Source organism: Corynebacterium callunae (genome assembly GCF_046592015.1).
In the GTDB taxonomy this organism is placed as follows: domain Bacteria; phylum Actinomycetota; class Actinomycetes; order Mycobacteriales; family Mycobacteriaceae; genus Corynebacterium; species Corynebacterium callunae_A.
In genome coordinates, this window is sequence record NZ_JAWVOB010000001.1 from 281,237 (window position 1) to 303,527 (window position 22,291).

19 protein-coding genes are annotated in these 22,291 nt (G+C 53.6%); 9 read left to right on the forward strand and 10 right to left on the reverse strand.

Features of this window, described 5'->3' with window-relative positions; all coding sequences use genetic code 11:
• The first annotated feature begins 11 nt into the window (after nt 1-11).
• Entirely contained in the window at nt 12-803 is a 792-nt protein-coding gene (locus SFC07_RS01320; RefSeq protein WP_411206420.1) for an abortive infection family protein, read from the forward strand.
• A 151-nt stretch (nt 804-954) separates the two neighbouring features.
• Here SFC07_RS01320 and glnA read toward each other — a convergent pair whose 3' ends face one another.
• Nucleotides 955-2,388 (reverse strand): type I glutamate--ammonia ligase, encoded by a 1,434-nt coding sequence (gene glnA / locus SFC07_RS01325; RefSeq protein ID WP_411206421.1) that lies wholly within the window; start codon nt 2,386-2,388, stop codon nt 955-957.
• Between the two features lie 325 nt (nt 2,389-2,713).
• Here glnA and SFC07_RS01330 point away from each other — a divergent pair, with 325 nt between their 5' ends.
• Nucleotides 2,714-3,187: an RDD family protein gene (locus tag SFC07_RS01330; protein WP_411206422.1), complete on the forward strand. Its 474-nt coding sequence runs from the start codon at nt 2,714-2,716 to the stop codon at nt 3,185-3,187.
• 57 nt (nt 3,188-3,244) lie between these two features.
• Here the strand turns inward: SFC07_RS01330 and SFC07_RS01335 are convergent, their stop codons facing one another.
• The 5 genes from SFC07_RS01335 to sucB all read right to left on the reverse strand — a co-directional run bounded on the left by SFC07_RS01335 (nt 3,245) and on the right by sucB (nt 10,112).
• Complete coding sequence (locus SFC07_RS01335) at nt 3,245-4,864, reverse strand: aspartate:alanine exchanger family transporter (protein WP_411206423.1); 1,620 nt, start codon at nt 4,862-4,864, stop codon at nt 3,245-3,247.
• A gap of 168 nt (nt 4,865-5,032) precedes the next feature.
• Nucleotides 5,033-5,815 (reverse strand): DUF4191 domain-containing protein, encoded by a 783-nt coding sequence (locus SFC07_RS01340; protein WP_411206424.1) that lies wholly within the window; start codon nt 5,813-5,815, stop codon nt 5,033-5,035.
• A 154-nt stretch (nt 5,816-5,969) separates the two neighbouring features.
• Nucleotides 5,970-7,016: a lipoyl synthase gene (gene lipA / locus SFC07_RS01345; protein ID WP_411206425.1), complete on the reverse strand. Its 1,047-nt coding sequence runs from the start codon at nt 7,014-7,016 to the stop codon at nt 5,970-5,972.
• A gap of 124 nt (nt 7,017-7,140) precedes the next feature.
• Complete coding sequence (gene lipB / locus SFC07_RS01350; RefSeq protein WP_411206426.1) at nt 7,141-7,896, reverse strand: lipoyl(octanoyl) transferase LipB; 756 nt, start codon at nt 7,894-7,896, stop codon at nt 7,141-7,143.
• 116 nt (nt 7,897-8,012) lie between these two features.
• Nucleotides 8,013-10,112 (reverse strand): 2-oxoglutarate dehydrogenase, E2 component, dihydrolipoamide succinyltransferase, encoded by a 2,100-nt coding sequence (sucB, locus tag SFC07_RS01355; protein WP_411206427.1) that lies wholly within the window; start codon nt 10,110-10,112, stop codon nt 8,013-8,015.
• A gap of 126 nt (nt 10,113-10,238) precedes the next feature.
• Between sucB and SFC07_RS01360 the strand changes: the two genes are divergently transcribed.
• The gene (locus SFC07_RS01360; RefSeq protein ID WP_411206428.1) at nt 10,239-10,634 is read left to right on the forward strand and encodes an oxidoreductase; all 396 of its coding nucleotides are present in this window, start codon (nt 10,239-10,241) and stop codon (nt 10,632-10,634) included.
• Here the strand turns inward: SFC07_RS01360 and SFC07_RS01365 are convergent, their stop codons facing one another.
• Nucleotides 10,635-12,179, reverse strand: coding sequence for a leucyl aminopeptidase (locus SFC07_RS01365; RefSeq protein WP_411206429.1), 1,545 nt, complete (start codon nt 12,177-12,179; stop codon nt 10,635-10,637).
• Between the two features lie 191 nt (nt 12,180-12,370).
• Here SFC07_RS01365 and SFC07_RS01370 point away from each other — a divergent pair, with 191 nt between their 5' ends.
• Nucleotides 12,371-13,474 carry a branched-chain amino acid aminotransferase gene (locus tag SFC07_RS01370; RefSeq protein WP_411206430.1) on the forward strand — a complete coding sequence of 368 codons (1,104 nt, stop codon included), beginning with the start codon at nt 12,371-12,373 and terminating at the stop codon, nt 13,472-13,474.
• Between the two features lie 199 nt (nt 13,475-13,673).
• On the forward strand, nt 13,674-14,390 hold the full coding sequence (locus tag SFC07_RS01375) for an SDR family NAD(P)-dependent oxidoreductase (RefSeq protein ID WP_411206431.1): 717 nt from the start codon (nt 13,674-13,676) through the stop codon (nt 14,388-14,390).
• On the opposite strand, the gene cobT is transcribed toward SFC07_RS01375, so the two are convergent.
• Together cobT and SFC07_RS01385 are read right to left on the reverse strand one after the other, a co-directional pair.
• On the reverse strand, nt 14,387-15,469 hold the full coding sequence (gene cobT, locus SFC07_RS01380) for a nicotinate-nucleotide--dimethylbenzimidazole phosphoribosyltransferase (protein ID WP_411206432.1): 1,083 nt from the start codon (nt 15,467-15,469) through the stop codon (nt 14,387-14,389). The two genes, SFC07_RS01375 and cobT, sit on opposite strands and share 4 nt — an antisense overlap.
• 108 nt (nt 15,470-15,577) lie before the next feature.
• A complete protein-coding gene (locus SFC07_RS01385) occupies nt 15,578-16,312 on the reverse strand; it encodes a DUF3043 domain-containing protein (protein ID WP_411206433.1) in 735 nt (244 codons plus the stop codon).
• A 330-nt stretch (nt 16,313-16,642) separates the two neighbouring features.
• On the opposite strand from SFC07_RS01385, the gene SFC07_RS01390 reads away from it, so the two are divergent.
• Nucleotides 16,643-16,987 carry a HesB/IscA family protein gene (locus tag SFC07_RS01390; RefSeq protein WP_015651722.1) on the forward strand — a complete coding sequence of 115 codons (345 nt, stop codon included), beginning with the start codon at nt 16,643-16,645 and terminating at the stop codon, nt 16,985-16,987.
• A 165-nt stretch (nt 16,988-17,152) separates the two neighbouring features.
• Here SFC07_RS01390 and asnB read toward each other — a convergent pair whose 3' ends face one another.
• Nucleotides 17,153-19,075 (reverse strand): asparagine synthase (glutamine-hydrolyzing), encoded by a 1,923-nt coding sequence (asnB, locus tag SFC07_RS01395; RefSeq protein ID WP_411206434.1) that lies wholly within the window; start codon nt 19,073-19,075, stop codon nt 17,153-17,155.
• Nucleotides 19,076-19,597: 522 nt separating this feature from the next.
• Here asnB and SFC07_RS01400 point away from each other — a divergent pair.
• From SFC07_RS01400 to SFC07_RS01410, 3 genes are all read left to right on the forward strand, one after another.
• Nucleotides 19,598-20,677 (forward strand): cytochrome c oxidase subunit II, encoded by a 1,080-nt coding sequence (locus SFC07_RS01400; RefSeq protein WP_411206435.1) that lies wholly within the window; start codon nt 19,598-19,600, stop codon nt 20,675-20,677.
• A gap of 17 nt (nt 20,678-20,694) precedes the next feature.
• Nucleotides 20,695-21,126, forward strand: a complete 432-nt coding sequence (locus SFC07_RS01405) for a cytochrome c oxidase subunit 4 (protein WP_411206436.1) — start codon at nt 20,695-20,697, stop codon at nt 21,124-21,126.
• 540 nt (nt 21,127-21,666) lie between these two features.
• The gene (locus SFC07_RS01410) at nt 21,667-22,284 is read left to right on the forward strand and encodes a heme-copper oxidase subunit III (protein WP_411206437.1); all 618 of its coding nucleotides are present in this window, start codon (nt 21,667-21,669) and stop codon (nt 22,282-22,284) included.
• Nucleotides 22,285-22,291: the final 7 nt, after the last annotated feature.

The following is a 22,291-nucleotide window of genomic DNA, read 5'->3' on the forward strand; positions in this document are numbered from 1 at the left end:
TGCTGGGGTGGGTGCTGCTTCACGATGCTCACTCCAGTGCTTCACGTTTGTCACCACGGTGCTTCAAAATACCCGTTCGGAACAACGGTTTCAATGAATTCACCGAAGAGATTGTTGGATTGCGGCTAGGGGATAAGTATCAGCTTTCCAAAGGTAAATCACTAGAGTGTTATTTAGCCGAGGCTCCTCGCGCTGATGCAATTAAGTTACTTGAGGCGTTGATGAAAGAATGGCTATTGACTTCACCAAACACGATATCTGATGAAGAATTTGAATTATCTACGAGGTGTTTTGAACAGCTCAATAACCTAAAAGCTAACCTTATTCCAGTGGAGCTTCGTGGTGATAGCTTGGTTGAGGCTGGATTCTCCAGTGAATATTTGGATAATCAGCGTGAGCTCCTCACTGACGGAGTAAGGAACAACCCGACACTTGCGATCGGTATTTCCAAGGAAATGGTGGAATCATGCGCCCGGACAATTTTGGTGGAACGTGGAGGCAATTTTTCGAGAAAAGACGATATGCCAAAACTAGTCCGCAAGGCTATGGCCTCTCTTGGTATTAACGCAAATGACGTCGACCCTGAAATTCTGGAGTCCCAGACTGTCGAAGTCCTCCTGTCGAATTTGGCACAAACTTCCAATTCTTTGGTCGAGTTGCGCAATTCATTTGGGACTGGGCATGGCAAGGAAGAGAATTATAAGGGATTAAGTGAGCGGCACGCACGACTATCGGCCGGTGTGGCTCTGACGTTAACTCAGTATTTGTGGAACACTCATCTTTTGAGTCTGTCGCAGAAATAGTCAATCGGCCGATATTTCTTAAAACGGCAGGTAATGAGCTTTGGAATTAACCGCCCCAACTAACCCCAAAACCCAACCACCACAAAACCCCTGAGAATCAAAATGATTCTCAGGGGTTTGCTTTAGGAACTAGTTCCCGCTGTAGCTCGACTTAGCAATCGAAGTAGAGCTCGAACTCCTGTGGGGTTGGGCGCAGGCGAACTGGGGAGATCTCGTTGTCATACTTGTACTGAATGTATGCCTCGATGAGATCCTCGGTGAACACATCGGACTCGGTGAGGAAGTCGGAGTCTTCCTGCAGAGCCTTGATGGATGCCTCGAGGGAGGTAGGAGCCTGTGGGATGGATGCAGCTTCCTCTGGAGGCAGCTCGTACAGGTCCTTGTCCACTGGTGCGTGTGGCTCAATGCGGTTCTTAACACCGTCAAGGCCAGCCATCATCATCGCAGCGAAGCCCAAGTATGGGTTGCCTGATGGGTCCGGAGCGCGGAACTCAATGCGCTTAGCCTTAGGGTTGGAACCGGTGATTGGGATACGAACAGCAGCAGAACGGTTGCGCTGGGAGTAAACCAAGTTGATTGGGGCCTCGAAGCCTGGAACCAGACGGTGGTAGGAGTTCAAGGTTGGGTTTGTGAAGGCAAGAACTGCGCCAGCGTGGTGCAGGATACCGCCGATGTAGTAACGGGCGATATCGGAAAGTCCTGCGTAGCCGGACTCATCGTGGAAGAGTGGCTTGCCGTCCTTCCACAGGGACTGGTGCGCGTGCATACCGGAGCCGTTGTCGCCAGCAAGTGGCTTAGGCATGAAGGTTGCGGCCTTGCCGTGCAGCTTAGCGGTGTTCTTGATGATGTACTTGAAGGTCTGGATATCATCAGCAGCGTGCAGCAGGGTGTTGAAGCGGTAGTTGATCTCCTGCTGTCCACCGCCAACCTCGTGGTGGAAACGCTCGAGGTTGAAGCCAGCTTCTGCTAGGTTACGAACCATGTCGTCACGTACGTCTACGGACTGGTCATAAGGAGCAACTGGGAAGTAGCCACCCTTGACGCGGTTCTTGGAGCCCAGGTTGCGGGAGCCATCGATGTTGAACTCGTTGCCACGGTTCCACCAGCCCTCATCGGAATCAACGTGGTAGAAACCAGCGTTCATTTCGGTGGAGTAACGCACGGAATCGAAGAGGTAGAACTCAGCTTCTGCGCCAAAGTTGCAGGTATCTGCAATGCCGGTGGATGCCAAGTACTGCTCAGCCTTACGAGCCACGTTACGTGGGTCGCGGGAGAATGCCTCGCGGGTGAAAGGATCGTGCACGAAGAACTTGATGTTCAGGGTCTTCGCCTTGCGGAAAGGATCGATGGTGGCGGTGGTGAGGTCCGGAAGCAGGTTCATATCGGACTCGTCGATGGTGGTGAATCCGCGGATGGAAGATCCGTCGAATGCTAGACCCTCTTCGATTGCGTCTTCGTCGAACGCAGCTGCTGGGATGCTGAAGTGCTGCTCGGTGCCGGGAAGGTCAGTGAATCGAACGTCAATGAACTCGACGTTTTCATCTTTGATGAACTTGGTTACTTCTTCCGGGGTTTTAAACGCCACGGTAACTCCTCATTGACATGGGCGGAAAGGTTTATCTGAAGCTTTTGTCACAATTCCTGGACTCTTGAGATCAGGTAGTAGACTTGGCTGCAAATGTAGTCCTTGCGACGTTTTAAAGTATAGAGCATTATCTGTCGATCTATCAAAACTTTTGTAAAAATAATCTTTGAGCTGGTTCGATAGTTTTCTATATTTTGGAAAATCTGTGAACTTGTGTCCTTAAATGACACTCTGTAAACCCAAGAGTGTCGCTTTTAAAGGCCAAAAATACAGACTGCATTCTCTGATTTCTCGCCCTCGACACGTTTGGATTTGGTTTTAGAAAATGGCAAAGCCGAAAAGAAGTTGGCTCGATGGACCACAAATTCCCGCCGATTTTGATGATCCCGATGCACCCGGCCGCTGGCCTGGCGAAAAACTAGGCTTACCCAAAGAGGGCGCCGGTTCCCTGGTTTCAGTGATGCGTCGCATCGGTGGCGTGTGTATTGACTGGTTCTTCTCCTGGATCATCGCCATCGTCTTGAGCAACTTCACCAGCGCGCTCGGCGATGTCGCCACCACCACGCTGATCATCTTTGTCATCCTCGGCTGGCTCAGCGGCTGGTTCTTCGCTCGTACCCCCGGCCACGCAATCCTTGGCATGGGCATCGCCCGCGTGGACGCCACCGCCCACGTTGGCTGGTGGCGCGCGCTCGTCCGCTCCGTGCTCACCATCCTTATCCTGCCCGCCGTCATGGTCGATTCCGACGGCCGTGGCCTGCACGATAAGGCCACCGGCACCGCGGTCATTCGCGGTTAAACCCCGCTTTTCGACGCCCGGAGCTTGCACGCTACCGGGCGTTTTTTATGGGGGTACCTAGAGCAGCAGGAACAGCAACACCTGGGCTGCCAAAATTTTAGACACCATCGCCAGCGGATATACCGAGGTATAGCCCATTGCTGGCAACTCATTGCGGGTGCTTTCGGAAACGTAGCTGAGCACCGCAGGGTGGGTTTGGCTACCGGCCAAAATACCGGCGGTTTCACCAAAAGGAATCTTCAGCAGCTTGTGGCCAATAATGAGCACACTTAGGGAGAGGAAGAGGGTAACCAGCGCGCCCACACCAATGATCTTCAGTGATTCTGGATCACTGAGCGCCTTGCGGAAGCCGGCACCTGCAGTGGTACCAATCGCAGCCAAGAAGAGCGTGATGCCAAATTGGCGCAGGGCCAGGTTGGCACCATAGGGGATTTGCCACACAACTTTTCCGGAGCGTCCCAAAGATCCCAGCAGCAGCGCCACAATCAGCGGGCCACCGGCATTACCAAGCTTGAGGGAGCTACCGCCAGGCAACGGGATTTCAATCATGCCCACCAGCACACCCAAGGCTAAACCAGCGACCAAAGGCAGCAGGTTGAAGTCCGAGAGCTTCTTATAGGAATCACCCAGCAGGCGAGTGGCCTCATCCATACGATCGGCAGGAGCTACCACGCGCACGCGGTCACCCAGCTGCAAGGACATATCGGGATCAGCCACCAGGTCGGTATCGCCACGGCGAATACGGGTAATGAGCATGCCGTGGAAACGTGGACGCAGGTGCTTCAGTGGAATACCGACCACCGATTCTTTAGAAACAAAAATTCGGCGGTAGTCCAGGTCAAGGCTCTTATAAGGGTGTCCGCTGATTAGCTCGCCCAGTCTATCTTCGGCAAGTTCCAGCTCCTCCTCGGTGCCCACCACGGTGAGGATATCGCCCACGCGGGTTCTATCGCCTGCTTCGGGGATGAACTGGGAACCGCCACGCTCCACGCGGGAGACGATGATGTGGAGGTCCAGCAGTTCAGGGATGTTGTTAATGGCTGGTAGATCATCATGGGTGATGCGAATACGCTTGCCCAACAATTGCTGCACGGCAACCCCTGCTTCTTCAGCTTCCTTATTGTGATCGATTTTGAACACCGCGGTGAAAATTGCGATGGAGATAATCACAATGAGAACGCCCAGAGGATAGGCCAGCGAGTAGGCGATGACCGGGAGTTCAGAGATCACGTGAAGCTGGGTCTCGTCGTCGATAAGCGCCGGTAAGGCATCGACCACGGCGGCCATGGCTGGGGTGTTGGTCAGCGCACCGGTTAATATGCCGGCGCCAGAGGCGGCGTCGATGTTAAAGAGTTTGATCAAGGCCCAGGCCAGCGCCGTGGCTGCCACAATCGAGCCAAAGGCGAGGCTGTTGTTTCTTAAACCCACAGCCTTCATGGATTTGAAGAAGCCCGGTCCGGATTCTAGGCCGATGGTGTAGACAAAGAGGGAAAGGCCGATGACGTACACCAGTGGAGGAATGGTGATCTCGGGCTCGATGGTGGTGAAAATCAGGCCGACAAAGAGGACTGCTGCAACACCCAGGCGGAATCCGAAAATTCGGATTCGGCCGATGAGCAGTCCCAGGGACATGATGACGGTCAAGGCTAATAATTGGTTTTCGATAAGCAGGCTCACACCGCTAATGATGGCACGGTCCGCGGGGAAATACTCAGCAATGAGTTGTGTTACGTAACATACTACCTTTGGGGCTGAAAATATCTGGAAACCAAAAAGACGCACCCTCCCGAAAGTGGGAAAGTGCGCCTGAAAAAACTACTTAAGGCTTAGGCAGCGGCGTGAATTTTACTTGTCACCCTTGCGCTCAGCCTGGCGACGCGCACGACGGTTCATACCGGACATGCTTGCACCCTTTGGCAAAGGACCCTTTGGAAGTGCAGCACCAGGGCCGTTTCCAACGTTGTCCATTGCCTCAATACGAGCTGCCAGGGAAGCAACCTCGTTCTTCTTGTAGTTGCGAGGAAGCTTAACCAGCTCGCGCTGCAGCTTGGCGATAGGAGTCAGACCCTCGCCCTCGCCGGTGATGATCTCATAAACCGGAACGCCAGGAGCGACGCGGTTAAGGCGCTTGCGCTGCTGAGCCATCAAAGGCTTGAGGCGGTGTGCAGCACCTTCGCCCACCAGCACCACGCCGGAGAGGCCGATGACGCGGTGCACAGCATCCATATGAGTGGTTACTGCGATGCCGGTCTTGGTGCGCCAGGTCATGCCAACGCCGGAACGGAGGTTTTCTACCGCCCAGGCTGCAGCACCCTGCTGGCCTTCGGCCTGCTTATATACATCGCGCTCAACACGACGGGTGAAAATAAACATTGCAGCAACAATGCCGGCGGCAATACCGATGGGAAGCATCCACCACTGGCCGCCCCAGAGCATACCCAGCAAGAAAAGAATCAACGGAATGCCAAGAATTGCCAGCAGCATCAAAGGAATAAGTGCTTTATCCTTCTTGCTCTGCATCTTGAAAACCTGCCACATCTGTGACCAAGTTTGTTTACGTTGAGCGTTTTTTGCTGCTCTGATCTGCTTCTTGGCGGCTTTATCCGCCTGCTTCTTCGCGTCTGCCATGTTTTTAATAGTAGGCGATATGCCAAGAACTGCGAAAATAACGCCACTTTAGGGGATATGGTGCCCTTCTCACCGCGCCTTGATTAGCTCTTGGGGCAGCAAAAAACCTGCCCCAGAAAGTTAAAATCTGGGGCAGGTTTGAAGCTTTAGCGTGCTAGTTAAAAGCAACTACTGGGGTCTCCTCGGAGGCGCCGTAGCGGGCCAGCAAGGTGGAAGCTTCCTGAGCAGTGGAATCGCCAGAGTTTTCCTTGAGGTGGCTTAGGTGCGCGGGGATTTCCTCGCCGCGGAACTGCATAGCCTGTGCGTACAGACGGCCTGCACGGTAAGAGGAGCGAACCAAAGGTCCAGACATGACGGCCGCAAAGCCCATTTCCTTAGCAGCTTCAGCGTGCTCAACGAACTCTTCAGGCTTAACCCAACGCTCGATGGGGTGGAAGAGGGGGCCAGGGCGCAGGTACTGGGTGATGGTGATGATGTCACAGCCAGCATCGTGCAGATCCTGCAGTGCGGAGTTAACTTCTTCCTTGGTCTCGCCCATGCCCAGAATTAGGTTGGACTTGGTTACTAGACCAAAGTCGCGAGCCTGGCGGATTACGTCCAGGGAACGCTCATAACGGAAAGCTGGGCGAATGCGCTTGAAAATGCGGGGAACGGTCTCCACATTGTGGGCAAACACCTCAGGGCGGGATTCAAAAACTTCCTGCAGCAGATCCTTCTTGCCGGAGAAGTCAGGAACCAGGTTCTCAACACCGGTGTTGGGGTTGAGCTCGTGGATCTTGCGTACAACCTCGGCGTAGAGCCAAGCGCCCTCATCGTCGAGGTCATCGCGGGTAACGCCGGTGATGGTGGAGTAGTTGAGCTGCATTTCGCGGACAGACTCAGCCACACGCAAAGGCTCGCCACGGTCCAGGGGCTCTGGGCGAGCAGAGTTAATCATGCAGAAATCGCAACGGCGGGAGCAGTTTGCGCCACCAATAAGGAAGGTTGCTTCGCGGGATTCCCAACATTCATGGATATTGGGACATCCGGCTTCTTGACACACAGTGTGCAAGGATGCGCCAGCAACCCTTTCCTTCATGTCCTTGTATTCAGGTCCATTCTTGACCTGGTTTCTAATCCATCGAGGCTTGGTCTCAATCGGGGTCTCCGAGTTACGAGCCTCGACGCGCAGTAGTCGTCGTCCTTCAGGTGCGATAGTCACAAATGCAACCTTACATCTTTCAAATAGTTAATTTTTAAAGAGAAACTAAAAACGCTTTTCGACGTTCTGAGTCCGGGTGTTGCTGTTGCCTTCAACGCTGCGGGTTGCCGGCTAATTTCCTCTGCTACCCCCGATTAGGGCGAACCTTAGTGGGATCAGGCGCGCTAGCAAAACTGTGATTGGCCACCACCAGGCGTCCTGCCAGGGCATCATCAAGCGCCGTGATCATCGGCTCAATGAGCTCTTCAGTGGTGACATCGCGCTCCAATTCGCGCGAGAGCGTGGTTAAACCTGCATCGGCAATGCCACAGGGCACAATGTGCTCATAAAAATCCAGGGTGTTATTGCAGTTGATGGCCAGACCATGCATAGTTACTCCGCGCGTAACCCGAATACCCAAGGCAGCTACCTTGCTATCAGCCCAGCCATCATGAGCCGGAACCCACACACCAGAACGGCCATCAACGCGGCCTGCTTCATGCACGCCCATATCGCGGACCACCTGAATGAGAGCCTCTTCAAGGCGGCGCACATAATCCACAACATCGATTGGCTCTGCCAGCTTGATGATGGGGTACATCACCAATTGGCCGGGGCCATGCCAGGTAATGCGTCCGCCGCGGTCGGCCTTAATGACAGGCAGGCCATTGGTGGGCATATCTTCAGGCTGGGTGCGTTTACCTGCGGTATAAATCGAGGGGTGCTCCAGGATCAGCAGCTGGTCATTGATTTCATCGCGGGCGCGTTGTGCAGCCAGCTCCGCCTGATAATCCCAGGCTTTTTGATAATCAACTAAACCCAAACGCTGAATCTCAATGGGTTGATCCGATGCTCTAATCGAGAGATCGGCGGGGAAGAAGGGATCTCGTGGTGCAGTCATGATGGTAATCAACCCTAGCCCTCTTTTGGGATCTCGTCACACTGGCCCAGGTCATACAAAAAGCCGCTTAGCCCCAAATGGGAACTAAGCGGCTTTAGACGCTAATTTAAGTGATCTTAGAGATCAAGGTCACCCAAGAAGTTAGCGGTTTCCAGACGATCCTTGATGGTGGTCAAGAAGCGACCTGCATCGGCACCGTCAACGACCTGGTGATCGTAGGTCAGTGGCAGGAAGACCATCTGACGGATTGCGATGGAATCGATGCCATCCTCGGTGATGACAACTGGGCGCTTGACGATAGCGCCGGTGCCCAAGATGCCAGCCTGTGGTGGAACCAGAATTGGGGTATCGGAAAGTGCGCCCTCAGAGCCAATGTTGGTGATGGTGAAGGTACCACCGGAGAGATCATTTGGCTTGAGCTTGTTGTTGCGAGCGCGGTCAGCCAGATCAACGATTGCCTTAGCGATCTCAGGAAGGGAGAGATCCTGGGCATCGTGGATAACTGGGGTGAGCAGGCCAGCAGGGGTGTCAACAGCAATGGAGATGTTGACGGAGGAGTGGTAGGTCATCTCCTTGGTCTGTGCGTTGTAGGACGCATTGACGTTCGGGTGGGAAACCAAAGCCTCAACAACAGCCTTCACGAAGAATGGCAGGTAGGTGAGGTTAACACCATGCTTCTCGATGAAGGCAGGCTTGTTGTTCTTACGCAGCTCAGCAACGCGGGTCATATCAACCTCGTGCAGCTGGGTGAGCTGTGCGGAGATCTGCAACGCCTCAACGGTCTTCTTAGCGGTGATCTCGCGGATGCGGTTGACCTTCTGAGTGGTGCCGCGGAGCTTAGCCTTCTCAGGATCAACAGACTTGGTGGAAGCAGCGGATGCAGGAGCTGCAGCAGCCTGAGCAGGTGCAGACTCGCCATTAGCAGCAGCCAAAACATCCTGCTTGCGGATTCGGCCACCGATGCCGGTGCCGGTCACGGTGTTGAGATCAACATTGTGCTTCTCAGCAAGCTTGCGAACCAGTGGGGTGACATAAGGAACGTTGTCGCTGGAAGCAGAAGCTGCAGGAGCCTTGGCCTTAGCAGCTGCAGGGGCAGGTGCTGCCTTTGGAGCCTCAGTCTTTGGAGCTTCTTCCTTAACAGGTGCTGGCTCAGCCTTTGGAGCTTCCTGCTTTGGCTCTTCCTTGGCTGGTGCTGCTTCAGCTGCTGGAGCTGCGTTTGCATCACCGATGCGTGCGATAACTGCGCCGACGTCGACGGTGTCGTCTTCGTTGGCCAGGATTTCGACGATGGTGCCGGCTACTGGGGAAGGAATTTCGGTGTCAACCTTGTCGGTGGATACCTCGAGCAGTGGCTCGTCGATTTCGACGGTGTCGCCAACTTGCTTCAACCATTGGGTAATGGTGCCTTCGGTGACGGATTCGCCGAGTTCTGGCATTTCAACGTCGGTAGCTGCGCCGGATGCTGCAGGTGCAGCAGCAGGAGCCTCAGCGGCAGGTGCTTCTTCCTTAACAGGTGCTGGCTCAGCCTTTGGAGCTTCTTCCTTAACAGGTGCTGGCTCAGCCTTTGGAGCTTCCTGCTTTGGCTCTTCCTTGGCTGGTGCTGCTTCAGCTGCTGGAGCTGCGTTTGCATCACCGATGCGTGCGATAACTGCCCCGACGTCGACGGTGTCGTCTTCGTTGGCCAGGATTTCGACGATGGTGCCGGCTACTGGGGAAGGAATTTCGGTGTCAACCTTGTCGGTGGATACCTCGAGCAGTGGCTCGTCGATTTCGACGGTGTCGCCAACTTGCTTCAACCATTGGGTAATGGTGCCTTCGGTGACGGATTCGCCGAGTTCTGGCATTTCAACGTCGGTAGCTGCGCCGGATGCTGCAGGTGCAGCAGCAGGAGCCTCAGCGGCAGGTGCTTCTTCTTCAACTTCTGCGGCAGGAGCCTCAGCAGCTGGAGCTTCCTCAGCTGCAGCGCCGGCGGATTCGCCAGCCTCGCCGATGATGGCGATAATGCCGCCAACATCAACGGTGTCGTCCTCTTCTGCCTTAATTTCAAGGATTACACCAGCTACTGGGGAAGGAATTTCGGTGTCAACCTTGTCGGTGGAAACCTCGAGCAGTGGCTCGTCAACCTCAACAGTGTCACCAACAGCCTTCAGCCACTGGGTGATTGTGCCTTCGGTTACTGATTCGCCCAGCTCGGGCATCTCTACGGAGAACGCCATTATTTAAGACTCCTCGCAAGTCGTGTCGTTAATTTGGAAACTAATACCCAAAGAATACCGATTCGAATTGCTAAGTGTGGACTTCGGGTCATATCAACCTCCCCAAATGCCCCCTACAATGGTTTTGTGTTCAATTTATTTGGTCGGAAAACGTCGCGCTCTAATCTGCGTCCACCCCGTGGTCCGGGCGATACAGTGCGCCCTCACGACCTTGAATTTTTGCAGCAGTGGGTTAAAGATAAGCCCTTTGTAGAGGCCTATGTAGAGCCGGAAACGCTGGTCAATGAAATGTCAGTGGTTCTGGTTGATGATCGTGGCGTTTTTGTGCGCAGAAGAATTGGTGGACCCAAGGGCATCGATGTGATCATCAAAAAACTAAAAATTCCGGTTTATGACGTGGAGGAGACCGGTTACCCCCAAAGGATGCGCGAGAGAATTGAATTGGAACGCATCATTAGAAAACGCGAGGAACAAAAAGCTCGCCGCGCTAAATTCGAGCGCGGCGAGCATCCTGATAGTTAATTACTTTTCAGATAGGTCCTGCAATACCTGAATGAATGTGCGCACAGGCTGTCCGGTTGCGCGCTTTGGGGTGTAGCCATATGGGGCAGCGGTGTTGTAGGCAGGTCCGGCGATATCTACGTGAGCCCAAGAGATATCCTCACCCACAAACTCCTGCAGATAACGCGCCGCAGCGCACATGCCAGCAAAGCGGGAATTGGTGGTGTTGCGGATATCGGCCACTGGGGACTTCACCTCTTCATCAAGTTCCTCAGGGATTGGCATTGCCCAGGCATGCTCTCCAACGGAGCGGCCAGTTTCTGCCACTGCGTCACGGAATTCGGCGTCACCCATAACGCCACTGGTGCGGAGACCCAAGGCAACTAGCTGTGCGCCGGTGAGGGTTGCTGCATCCAGCAAATAATCTGGCTTGGACTCAGAGGCATAGGCGATGGCATCGGCCAGAATGAGGCGACCTTCAGCATCGGTGTTAAGAATCTCAGAGGTCAGGCCACCAAAGTGGGTGATCACATCGCCTGGGCGGAAAGCGTCCCCGGAAGGCATATTTTCTGCCATGGGTAGATAAGCGATGACCTCGAGCGGGAGGTTGAGGCGAGCTGCAGCGATGATGGTGGCCAACATAGTGGCGGAGCCACCCATGTCAGAGACCATGTTTTCCATGCTGGCACCTGGCTTCAAAGAAATTCCGCCGGTGTCAAAGGTAATTCCCTTACCAACTAGGGCAATGGAGGTAGAGGCCTTGCGTGGCTTCCATTCCACCTTCAACAGGCGTGGCTTGCGGGAAGAACCATTGCCCACGGCCAAGATGCCACCAAAGCCCTGCTCTGCCAGCTGCTTTTCATCAAGGATCTCGGTCTTGAGGCCAAACTTGGAGGCTTCATTGGCAGCGATGACTGCGTAGGACTCAGGGTAAAGGTGGGAGGAAGGAGTGTTGACGAGGTCACGTGCCAAAACCACAGATTCCACAATGATTTGGGCTGCAACAAATACATCCTTATCAGCCTTGTTGGTGCTGATGAAGTGGATGGTGGTGGGGGTTTCATCCTTGGTGGCAGGCTCTTTACGCAGGCCAGTGTAGGAGTAGGAGCCGAGTCCAAATCCTATGACGGCAGCCTCTAGGCCCAGATCGCCAATGGTGGTAGCTACAGTGGCAAGCCCCTTAAGCGCACGGGCAGCGGTGCCGGTGGCGCGGCGCAGGGTTTCGTCGACAAGCTCCTCAGCTTTACCCAAGCCCACCGCAATGACCGGGCCGACCTCGGTGATGCCTGGGATGCGGGTTACTTCGTTTTTCTTGCCGGTGGCGCCGACGGCCTCGAGTTGGCGCAGGATTTCGGCCTGCTGCTCGGTGCTGAAGATGAAATCGAGGAGGTCACCGCCGGAGAGCTCGAGGGAATCCTCGCCCGCAAAGACTGCGACTACAAGGGCGTCAAGATCCTTGGGGAGCTTTTTGTCGAGGCTGAGCTCAGCCACATAACCGCGTACCGGCAGTGAAGCGTCCTTGGTGACCTTGGTCGGAGCGGTGGTTTCATAAGCCTGTTTAGCCATGAATATTGGTCCTTTCATCTACTAACTCTTTATTTAGGGCAGTTCAACGCGCTGCTGGCGTTGGCTATTCCTATCAACAACTTCCGTCCAGCCTAGCCACAAGCAAAACTTGTGAGACAAACTTTAAGATTTGTCCCAAAAAGTCCACCCAGCTAGTGATTAACAAAGGCTGCGGGTGTAACTTAATTTTTATGACGTCAATTGAGTTCACAGTATCCCGTACCGATAATCCGACGTCACCCGATCGCTTGAAGGAAATCCTTACCGCTCCCAAATTCGGTAAGTTCTTCACCGACCATATGGTGACCATCGACTGGACCGAAGCTGAAGGCTGGCACGATGCTCAGGTAATTCCTTATGCTCCAATTCCGATGGACCCTGCCACCACGGTATTCCATTATGGACAAGCAATTTTTGAGGGAATCAAGGCTTACCGACACGAAGATGGTTCCATCAAGACCTTCCGCCCAGAGGCAAACGCAGAACGCCTACAGCGCTCCGCAACCCGCATGGCAATGCCTGAATTGCCACAGGAAACCTTCATCAAGGCTTTGGAGCTTTTGGTTGAGGTTGATCAGGACTGGGTACCTGCAGCTGGTGGGGAAGCATCCCTCTACCTGCGTCCTTTCATGATCTCCACTGAGGTTTCCCTCGGCGTGAGCCCAGCAAATGCCTATAAGTTCATCGTGATCGCTTCCCCTGTTGGCGCTTATTTCTCCGGCGGAATTAAGCCAGTTTCCGTGTGGCTCAGCGAGGATTATGTTCGCGCAGCTCCGGGCGGTACCGGCGCAGCAAAGTTTGCTGGCAACTACGCAGCCTCCCTTTTGGCTCAGGCACAGGCTGCCGAAAAGGGCTGCGATCAGGTTGTATGGCTTGACGCCATCGAGCGCAAGTACATCGAAGAGATGGGCGGTATGAACCTCGGCTTTATCTACCGCAATGGTGACAAGATCAAGCTGGTTACCCCTGAACTCTCCGGCTCCCTGCTGCCAGGTATTACTCGTGACTCCCTGCTTCAGGTTGCAGCTGACCTGGGCTACGAGGTTGAAGAGCGCCGCATCTCCACCCAGGAATGGGAAGAGGATGCAAAGTCCGGCGCTATGGTCGAGGCCTTTGCCTGCGGTACCGCAGCAGTAATCACCCCAGTTGGAACCGTGAAGTCTGCACATGGAGATTTCACAGTTAACAACAATGAAGTTGGTGAGATCACCATGAAGCTGCGCGAAGCTCTGACCGGAATTCAGCACGGCACCGTGGCTGATACCCACAATTGGCTGCACACCCTCGTGGATTAAATTCTGCACTTAGCTGGATAAAACCCGTTGCTTAAAATCCTAAAAAATAGGCTTTAAGCAGCGGGTTTTTCTATAGGTTGATAGAAATTCTAAAAGTGTTGCGCGGTGGCGGGGGAGCACACAGGGGTTATGGGGGTGTTTGTATTGCAAAGTCGGTGGCATCCTGGACGAGGTAAAACCGAACACTAGGAGGAAACCCATGGGTGAGAACACCCAAAAGATTGCATTGGTTACTGGTGCATCCAGTGGCATTGGTGCAGCAAGTGCCCGCGCGCTAGCAGCAGATGGCTGGAAAGTTTTTGTCGCAGCGCGTCGCATCGATCGCTTGGAAAAGCTTGCGGAAGAAATCGGCGGAACTGCAGTGGCGCTCGACATCACTGATCAGGAATCCGTCGATGCTGCAGCGGCAATCGTGGGCGAAATTGATCTGCTAGTAAACAACGCCGGCGGCGCTAAAGGCCTTGATAGCATCCGCAATGCCAACATTGACGATTGGAAGTGGATGTATGACACCAACGTATTAGGCACCGTACGCGTCACCCGTGCCTTTATGGATGGACTGATCGCTCGTGACGGGCAGGTCATCAACGTCAGTTCCACAGCCGGTGACACTCCATATGTAGGTGGCGCGGGCTATAACTCAGCTAAGTTCGGCGTGGCTGCGTTTAACCGTGTGCTCCGTCTGGAAACCCACAATCAGCCGCTGCGCGTTACTGAACTCGCACCCGGCCGTGTTGCAACAGAGGAATTCTCCCTAGTGCGTTTTGGCGGAGATAAGGAAAAGGCTGAGGCTGTGTACGAAAATGTACTCAACCTCCAAGCTGAAGATATCGCTGAATCTGTGCGCTGGATTGCGACCTTGCCCAAGCATATGAACGTGGACAAGATCCGCATTACCCCACGCGATCAGGTCTAATTCTCAGCCGCCGACTCATCGGACTCAACACCCGAGGTGTCCTCAACGCCAGCAGCTTCTGCTGCTGGCAGCTGGGACATATCATTCATGAGGTCAACAGCGATCTTGAGCAGTGGCAATGCCGTTGCAGCGCCACTGGCCTCGCCCAAGTTCATGCCCAAATCCAAAAGTGGCGTGAGAGCCAAAGCATCAAGGGCAATGGAGTGGGCAAGCTCGGGGGAGCGGTGGCTGGCAATAAACCAACGGCGTGCGCCGGGAGCTAATTTATTGGCCAAAAGCGCAGCTGCCGTCACAGTCACTCCGTCGAGAAGCACTGGGGTGCGGCGCACTGCAGCTTGGGCAATAAAGGCTGCCAGCGCTGCGAGGTCGGGCGAAGAAATCTTTTGTGCAATGGTCAAAGGTTCCTGACGTAAAGTACGCACGCGGAACATAGCATCGCGGATTGCTGCAACCTTGGTTTTCCAGGCTTCATCATCAATGCCAGTGCCACGGCCCACCACAACAACCGGCTCTGCCAGCGTAAATGTACCAACAAGGGCAGCGGCAGTGGTGGTATTTCCAATTCCGATATCACCGGGGATAAGGATATCGGCACCGGAATCAATTTCCTGATCCGCAATGCGCTTGCCAATTTCTAGGGCGCGCAGCAATTGCTCCTCAGTCATGGCATCTTCAACATCGATGGAGCCACAAGACCTAGAGACTCGCTCCTCGCCCCAGGCCTCATGGTCCAAGGAGACATCTACAAGGCGAACACCGGCGTCGAATTGTCGTGCAATCACATTAATGGCGGAGCCACCGTTGAGGATATTTTGTGCAATTTGCACAGTGTGATCAGGGGAATAAGCGGAGACGCCCTTCGCAGCCACACCGTGGTCACCAGCAAAAATAACCACCCGAGCACGCTCAATAGGACGGGGCGGAACCTGGCCCTGGCAGGCAGCAATAAAAGCGCCCAACTTTTCCAAAGATCCCAAAGAACCAGCAGGCTTGGTCAGCGTGCGATGGAATTCTTGAGCCTGCTCCAGCACCTTGTGGTCAGGAAAATCTACGCGCGCAAAAAGCTCAGCTGGAACCATGGACACTCCTCAATATCGAACAAATCGAAATCAATTTTAGCGCGATTGCGCCAAAAGCTGCGGGTTTGCGTCGAAAAGCAGCTTTTCGACGCGCCCCTGTGCGCGGTGCTAAACCTCGGCGCCGACCTCAACGCGGGCACGTGGGGTGCGCCACTTACGTGGCTGCACGGAACGAGAATAAGCGTAATAGCCCAGTGCAAAGCCAGTTTCGGTGGTCTCGGGGAACTTGGCGCGAGCGGCCTTATTCACGCGAATACCGGTGGAAATGCCCTCCACAAAGAACACCGCCATGAGCAACATGGCAAAGATAGAGGCGGTGGCAGCAAACTCAGGATAGAAGTTACCAACCAACATTACGACCAGCAGCGCAATCGCAACGGGCATGACAAAGTTGGAAGCAAAACGGCGCGCATCGATCCAGTCGCGAGCGAAACGACGAACCTCGCCCTTATCGCGATCCATCAAATAAGCTTCTTCGCCCCGGTCCATGGCAGCCTGAGCCTCACGCTGGCGCTTGAGGCGAGCATCGCGCTCTTTATTCTTATAGGCCTTGTACTCTTCTTTGGACATAGAAGCTTTCAGCTCCTTGCGCTTTTGACGCTGCTGGCTATAGCTTTCAGCAGGTGCCAAGGACTGACGGCCGACAATGCCACGCTCCAGCTCTACTTCACGGCGCTTTGGGGTAGGACGGCCCTTTGGCGGGGTGTAGCCCTTTGGCAAAGGCTGATCGGATTCAGCCTTGTGTGCAACGGAGGTGCTGGTGCTGGTTTGGTTGCTGCTAGCGTCGTTGTTCGCGCTTTCAGCACCCTTAGAGTTGTTATTTTTATCCCACGGAAGTTTCACACTCAACAGGCTACAAGGAAAACCTGAATTTTCGGGAATAGGGGTGCCCTACATGGTGTTGAACGGGTGCAGAAGGCTTTTCTTAGTGGAATATCCAGGCTTGTAGGCACCGCAATCTCCACCTAAGAATGCTTTTTCAAAAATTTCATAACAATTCGGAGGTTTACCCACCAAGGAACTCTCGGTAGGGTAGGCACCATCAACTTTATTTTCCGTCCTGCTGAATCTTTTGAGCCCGCGCTCATGGGAATCGCGGGGGCGGGGAGTAAACTCCAAGCCATCATTGAAGTTCCGGCCCATTTGGGGCCAATAGTTAAGGAGACTAAAGCGATGACCGCTCCATCAACCAACACCGGCGTTATCCTGACCGAGGCGGCCGCATCCAAGGCTAAAGCTCTCATTGACCAAGAGGGTCGCGATGATCTAGCCCTGCGCATTGCTGTTCAGCCAGGTGGCTGCTCCGGCCTGCGTTACCAGCTCTACTTTGACGACCGCACCCTGGATGGCGACAAGGAAGACAACATCGGTGGCATCCGTCTTGTTGTAGACAAGATGAGCACCCCTTACCTGCTCGGCGCTCAGATCGACTTTGCTGACACCATTGAGCAGCAGGGCTTCACCATCGACAACCCTAATGCAGGCAGCTCTTGCGCTTGTGGAGATTCCTTCAACTAAGAAGTACTCCCGCATTAACTAAAAACTGCGCTGTCCTTCCCACCTGGTGTGGAAGGACAGCGCAGTTTTCGTTTTGGGGTTTTAGGGGGGGCGGTGCCCCTTGTTCCTGGGTGATCCCGCAGCCCCGGTAGGGGAGCGGGGCGTCTGGGAACGCTTGACCTAGGCTTAGAGCTCTACTGGGTACTTGCGGTTCTCGATCTGAGGATCGATGCGGTTTTCCACAAAGATGCCATGCCACACCATGAAAGCAAGCACGGTCCACAGACGGCGAGAATGATCAGAAGTGCCGGCGCGGTGCTCATGGAGCATCTCCAGCACAGCCTTCTTGTTGAAGATCTCATCGGTCTGAGAATCCTGAATGGTGTCTTGTGCCCATCCAAAGAGTTCATCGCCGGCAAGCCAATGGCGCATTGGGACAGGGAAGCCCAATTTCTTACGGTGCAAAACGTGCGGAGGAACAATCTGCTCCAGTGCCTTACGCAGCGCATATTTAGTGGTGCCATTGGCGATCTTCAAATCATAAGGAATGGTCTCAGCGACCTTAAATACTTCCTTATCCAAGAACGGCACGCGCAGCTCCAAGGAGTTAGCCATATTAATCTTGTCAGCCTTGACCAAAATATCGCCGCGCATCCAGGTGAAAAGGTCTAGGTGCTGCATGCGGGCAACTGGATCAAAGCCACGGGACTGAGCGTAAATTGGCGCAGTGACCTCGCGGTGATCCCATTCGCGCTTAGCCCAAGGAATTACGCGCTGCATCTGCTCAAAGTTAAAGGAACGAGCATTGCCATAATAACGCTCTTCCATAGTCATGGAACCGCGCTCAAGCAGGGATTTGCCCTTCATACCGTCGGGAAGCACCTTGCTGAGCTGGCCGAGACCACGGCGCAGTGGGGAAGGGATCTTCTCAAAAGGAGCCAAGGAAAGTGGTTCCTTATAAATGGTGTAACCACCGAAGAGCTCATCGGCACCCTCGCCGGAGAGCACAACCTTAACGTGCTTACGGGCCTCAGCAGCCACGAAGTACAAAGGAACCAAAGATGGATCGGCTACTGGATCATCCAGGTACCACATAATCTTTGGAATAGCGTTGGCATATTCTTCCGGGGAAACAATCTTAACGATGTGCTCTGCACCAATCGCAGCAGCAGACTCTGCCGCCACATCCACCTCTGAGTAACCCTCGCGCTCAAAACCGGTGGTGAAGGTCAGCAGATTAGGGTTGTGGCGCTTTGCAAGCGCCGCAATAGCGGTGGAATCAATGCCGCCAGACAGGAACGAGCCCACAGTCACGTCAGCGCGCATGTGCTTTTCGACGGAATCCTCAAGCACCCTTGCAATACGATCAAAAAGATCCTGCTCTTTACCCTTGACAACTGGCTGCACCGGGAAACGAGGCTTGAAATAACGCTTCTGCACCAACTTGCCACCTGGCTTCACAGTTGCGGTGCAACCGGACTCCAAACGGCTGATATTGGCGTGCAGGCTTTCTGGCTCTGGCACATACTGCAGATCCACATAGTGCTCAATCGCACGCTTATCAAGGCTGAGATCTAGATTCAGCTCTGCTGCCATCTCTAGGATGGTCTTCTTCTCAGAAGAGAACACAGTGCCTTGTTCAGTGGTTGCAAAGAACAATGGCTTAATACCAAATTGATCGCGGGCAAGGAAGAGGGTCTTTTCCTTGGTGTCCCAAATAGCGATGCCAAACATGCCACGCAGGTGCTCAACAACAGCTTCGCCCCAGTGGTGGAAACCTACGACGATGGGCTCGCCGTCGCCAGAAGTATTAAAGGAATACCCCAACTCGATGAGCTCTTTGCGAAGTTCAACGTAGTTGTAGATTTCGCCATTAAAAGTCATGGCATAACGGTCAGGCTCATCTGCAGGACCCCAGCGCAAAGGCTGGTGGGAATGGGCAATATCAATAATGGACAGACGGTTAAAGCCAAAGGCTGCATCTGCATCGTGCCAGGTACCTGCATCATCCGGGCCACGGTGACGCATGCACGGAAGGGCCCGCTTGAGGGCAGGAACAAAGTCTTCTGCATTTCCGTTAGCAGTCAAAATGCCGAGCAGGCCGCACATAGGAAAGGTCCTCCTGAAATAGATTTTAGGCATCTATCAACACTGCGCTGACCGTCTAAAGCCAGCGCATTTTTGACGCCCGGTGTTAAAACAACCTCAACGATACGGCGAATTGCGGAAGAGAGTAAAAAGGGCTCGCCTAAGAGCGCTTAAAAACCAATTTTCCGGGTCTGGCTGCGCTGGTGGGAATCAATCCTCAAAGGCATAACAGGACTCAGTTGGAACAATAAATGCACCTTAAGGGGCCTGTGGGGGTAATGGTGGGGGAATTATAAGGGCAATCAAAAGGATGATGGTCTGTGACGTAGCCGACATGTATTAACTTGGCGTTTGCCCGATAACCTCCGACTTCCTGGCTATCACTGCAGTTAGACGTAGTTTGGCTCTGCCTTAGACTTAGATGTCAGAAGAATAAACGCCCAATTGCAAGATATGGAAACTGCTGGCAAATAGGCTATTCTGCGAAGATAGAAATGACCGTAAGGTCTCTGGTTTTTGTGTGGACAGGAAGGCAGAACACACGTGGAACAGCAAAATAAGCGTGGTTTAAAGCGCAAGGCCCTGCTCGGCGGTGTCTTGGGCTTAGGTGGCCTCGCCATGGCGGGCTGTGAAGTCGCCCCTCCAGGTGGTGCGCTTGGATCATTCCTACGCATGGGATGGCCTGACGGCATCACCCCTGAAGCAATTGAAATGGGTAACTTCTGGTCCTGGGTCTGGGTTGCTGCCTGGATCATCGGCATCATCATGTGGGGACTCTTCCTCACCGCTATCTTTGCGTGGAACGCAAAGAAGGCAGAAAAGCGCGGCGAGGGTGAATTCCCTAAGCAGCTGCAGTACAACGTTCCTTTGGAGCTAGTTCTTACCATCGTGCCAATTATTATTGTCATGGTGCTGTTCTTCTTCACGGTTCAGACCCAGGACAAGGTTACTGCTCTGGATAAGAACCCTGAGGTCACCGTTGACGTGACCGCTTACCAGTGGAACTGGAAGTTTGGTTACTCCGAGGTTGCAGCCGATCTGGCTCCAAACAACCAGGATTACCAGGGTACCGACGCTGACCGTCAAGCAGCAGCTGAAGCTTCTCAGGAAGATCCTTCTGGAGAAAACCCAATTCACGGCAAGTCCAAGTCCGATATCTCTTACTTGGAGTTCAACCGAATTGAGACCCTCGGCACCACCGATGAGATTCCAGTTCTAGTCCTTCCTAGCAACACCCCAATCGAGTTCAACCTTGCTTCTGCAGACGTTGCACACTCCTTCTGGGTTCCAGAATTCCTCTTCAAGCGTGACGCTTACCCTCATCCAGAGGCTAACCAGTCTCAGCGAATCTTCCAGATCTCTGAAATCCTGGAAGAAGGCGCCTTCGTTGGTCGCTGTGCTGAAATGTGCGGTACCTACCACGCTATGATGAACTTTGAGGTTCGTGTTGTGGATCGCGATTCCTTCGCTGAGTACATCAGCTTCCGCGATGCTAACCCACAGGCAACCAACGCTGAGGCTCTTGAGCACATCGGCGAGGCTCCTTACGCAACCTCTACCAGCCCGTTCGTTTCCGAGCGTACTGCCACCCGCGACGGTGACAACGCCGAGAGCAACGCTTAAGAAGGAGCTGCTTAACAATGAAGTCATCAGCAAAAATCATGTACGGCCTGACCATCTTCTTGGCGGCCATGGCAGTAATCTACATCTTCGCTACCATGCACGTTGACGATAAGGGCAGCACTCCTGGCCTTGAGTGGGTCGGCGCTGTAGCTTTGGTACTTTCCACCGGCCTGACCTTGATGCTCGGCGTCTACCTGCACTTCACCGAAGTTCGCGTTGACGTTCTCCCCGAAGACTGGGAAGAAGCTGAAGTTGCTGACAAGGCTGGAACCCTGGGCTTCTTCAGCCCTAGCTCCATCTGGCCTGCAGCAATGGCCGGCGCCGTGGGATTCCTCGGATTTGGCATCATCTACTTCCACTACTGGATGATTTTTGTAGGTGCAGGCATCCTTGTCTTCACCGTTGCAAAGCTCAACTTCCAGTACGGAGTTCCACGCGAGAAGCACTAAGTCTTTAAAACCAAAGTCCAAACCCGCTTAACACTAAGTGTTAAGCGGGTTTTTGCTATGCGAACACGGGTGCTTCTCGACGAAAAGCATGACAGTAAATCTCAATGAATAAAGTTCCCAGACTTTCCCAAAAAGTTTGTTTCGAGACGGATAGTGGGGGAGTGGGGCTAAGTTACCCTGCGTTAAGCTGGAAAAACGCAGGAATGCGGGGGTCAACCGAAAGTTTGAAGAGAGTTCCTGCTTCAGGCTAAAAGCTTGTGACGTGTCTCTCAGGAAAAAACCTGCGGGAGAGCTAATTTACACTCTCAAAATAGCTGGCATTGCAGATTGTAGAACTTTGGATCAAAATTTGAGTTTCCTGTGAACCCTTTAACCTGCGATTATGTAGCCGTCGGACAAAAGGGTGAAAAAGTTCCATCGATTTCCAAAAAAACTTAGAAAAATATGCTCCAAATTTAGCTGAAAACCGGGGTTCAAACTTTCAATTGAAACGGGGGGCATGAAGTGACTTTGGCGAGCTAAACGGCCATACTAGATAACGTGACGAGCGCAGTTGGAAATACAGGTATGGCAGCACCACAACGTGTTGCGGCACTGAACCGTCCCAATATGGTCAGTGTTGGCACCATTGTGTTCCTGTCTCAGGAATTAATGTTCTTCGCCGGTTTGTTCGCGATGTACTTCGTGTCCCGTGCGAATGGACTGGCAAATGGATCATGGGGAGAGGGAGCAGACCACCTCAACGTGCCTTGGGCACTGTTGATTACGGTCATCCTGGTCTCCTCATCGGTCACTTGCCAGTTCGGAGTTTTTGCGGCTGAAAGGGGTGACGTATACGGCCTCCGCAAGTGGTTCTTGGTAACGATCATTTTGGGTACAACCTTCGTTCTGGGTCAAACCTATGAGTACATCGAACTTGTACATCACGGAATGACCATCCAGAGCAGTGTTTATGGTTCTGCTTTCTTCATTACCACCGGGTTCCACGCAGCCCACGTGATTGCGGGAATTCTTGCCTTCATCATCTACTTGATGAGAATCCAGAAGGCAAAGTTCACCCCGGCACAGGCAACCGCAGCAATGGTTGTGTCCTATTACTGGCACTTCGTTGACGTGGTCTGGATCGGCCTCTTTATCACGATCTATTTCATTCAGTAGGCCTGAA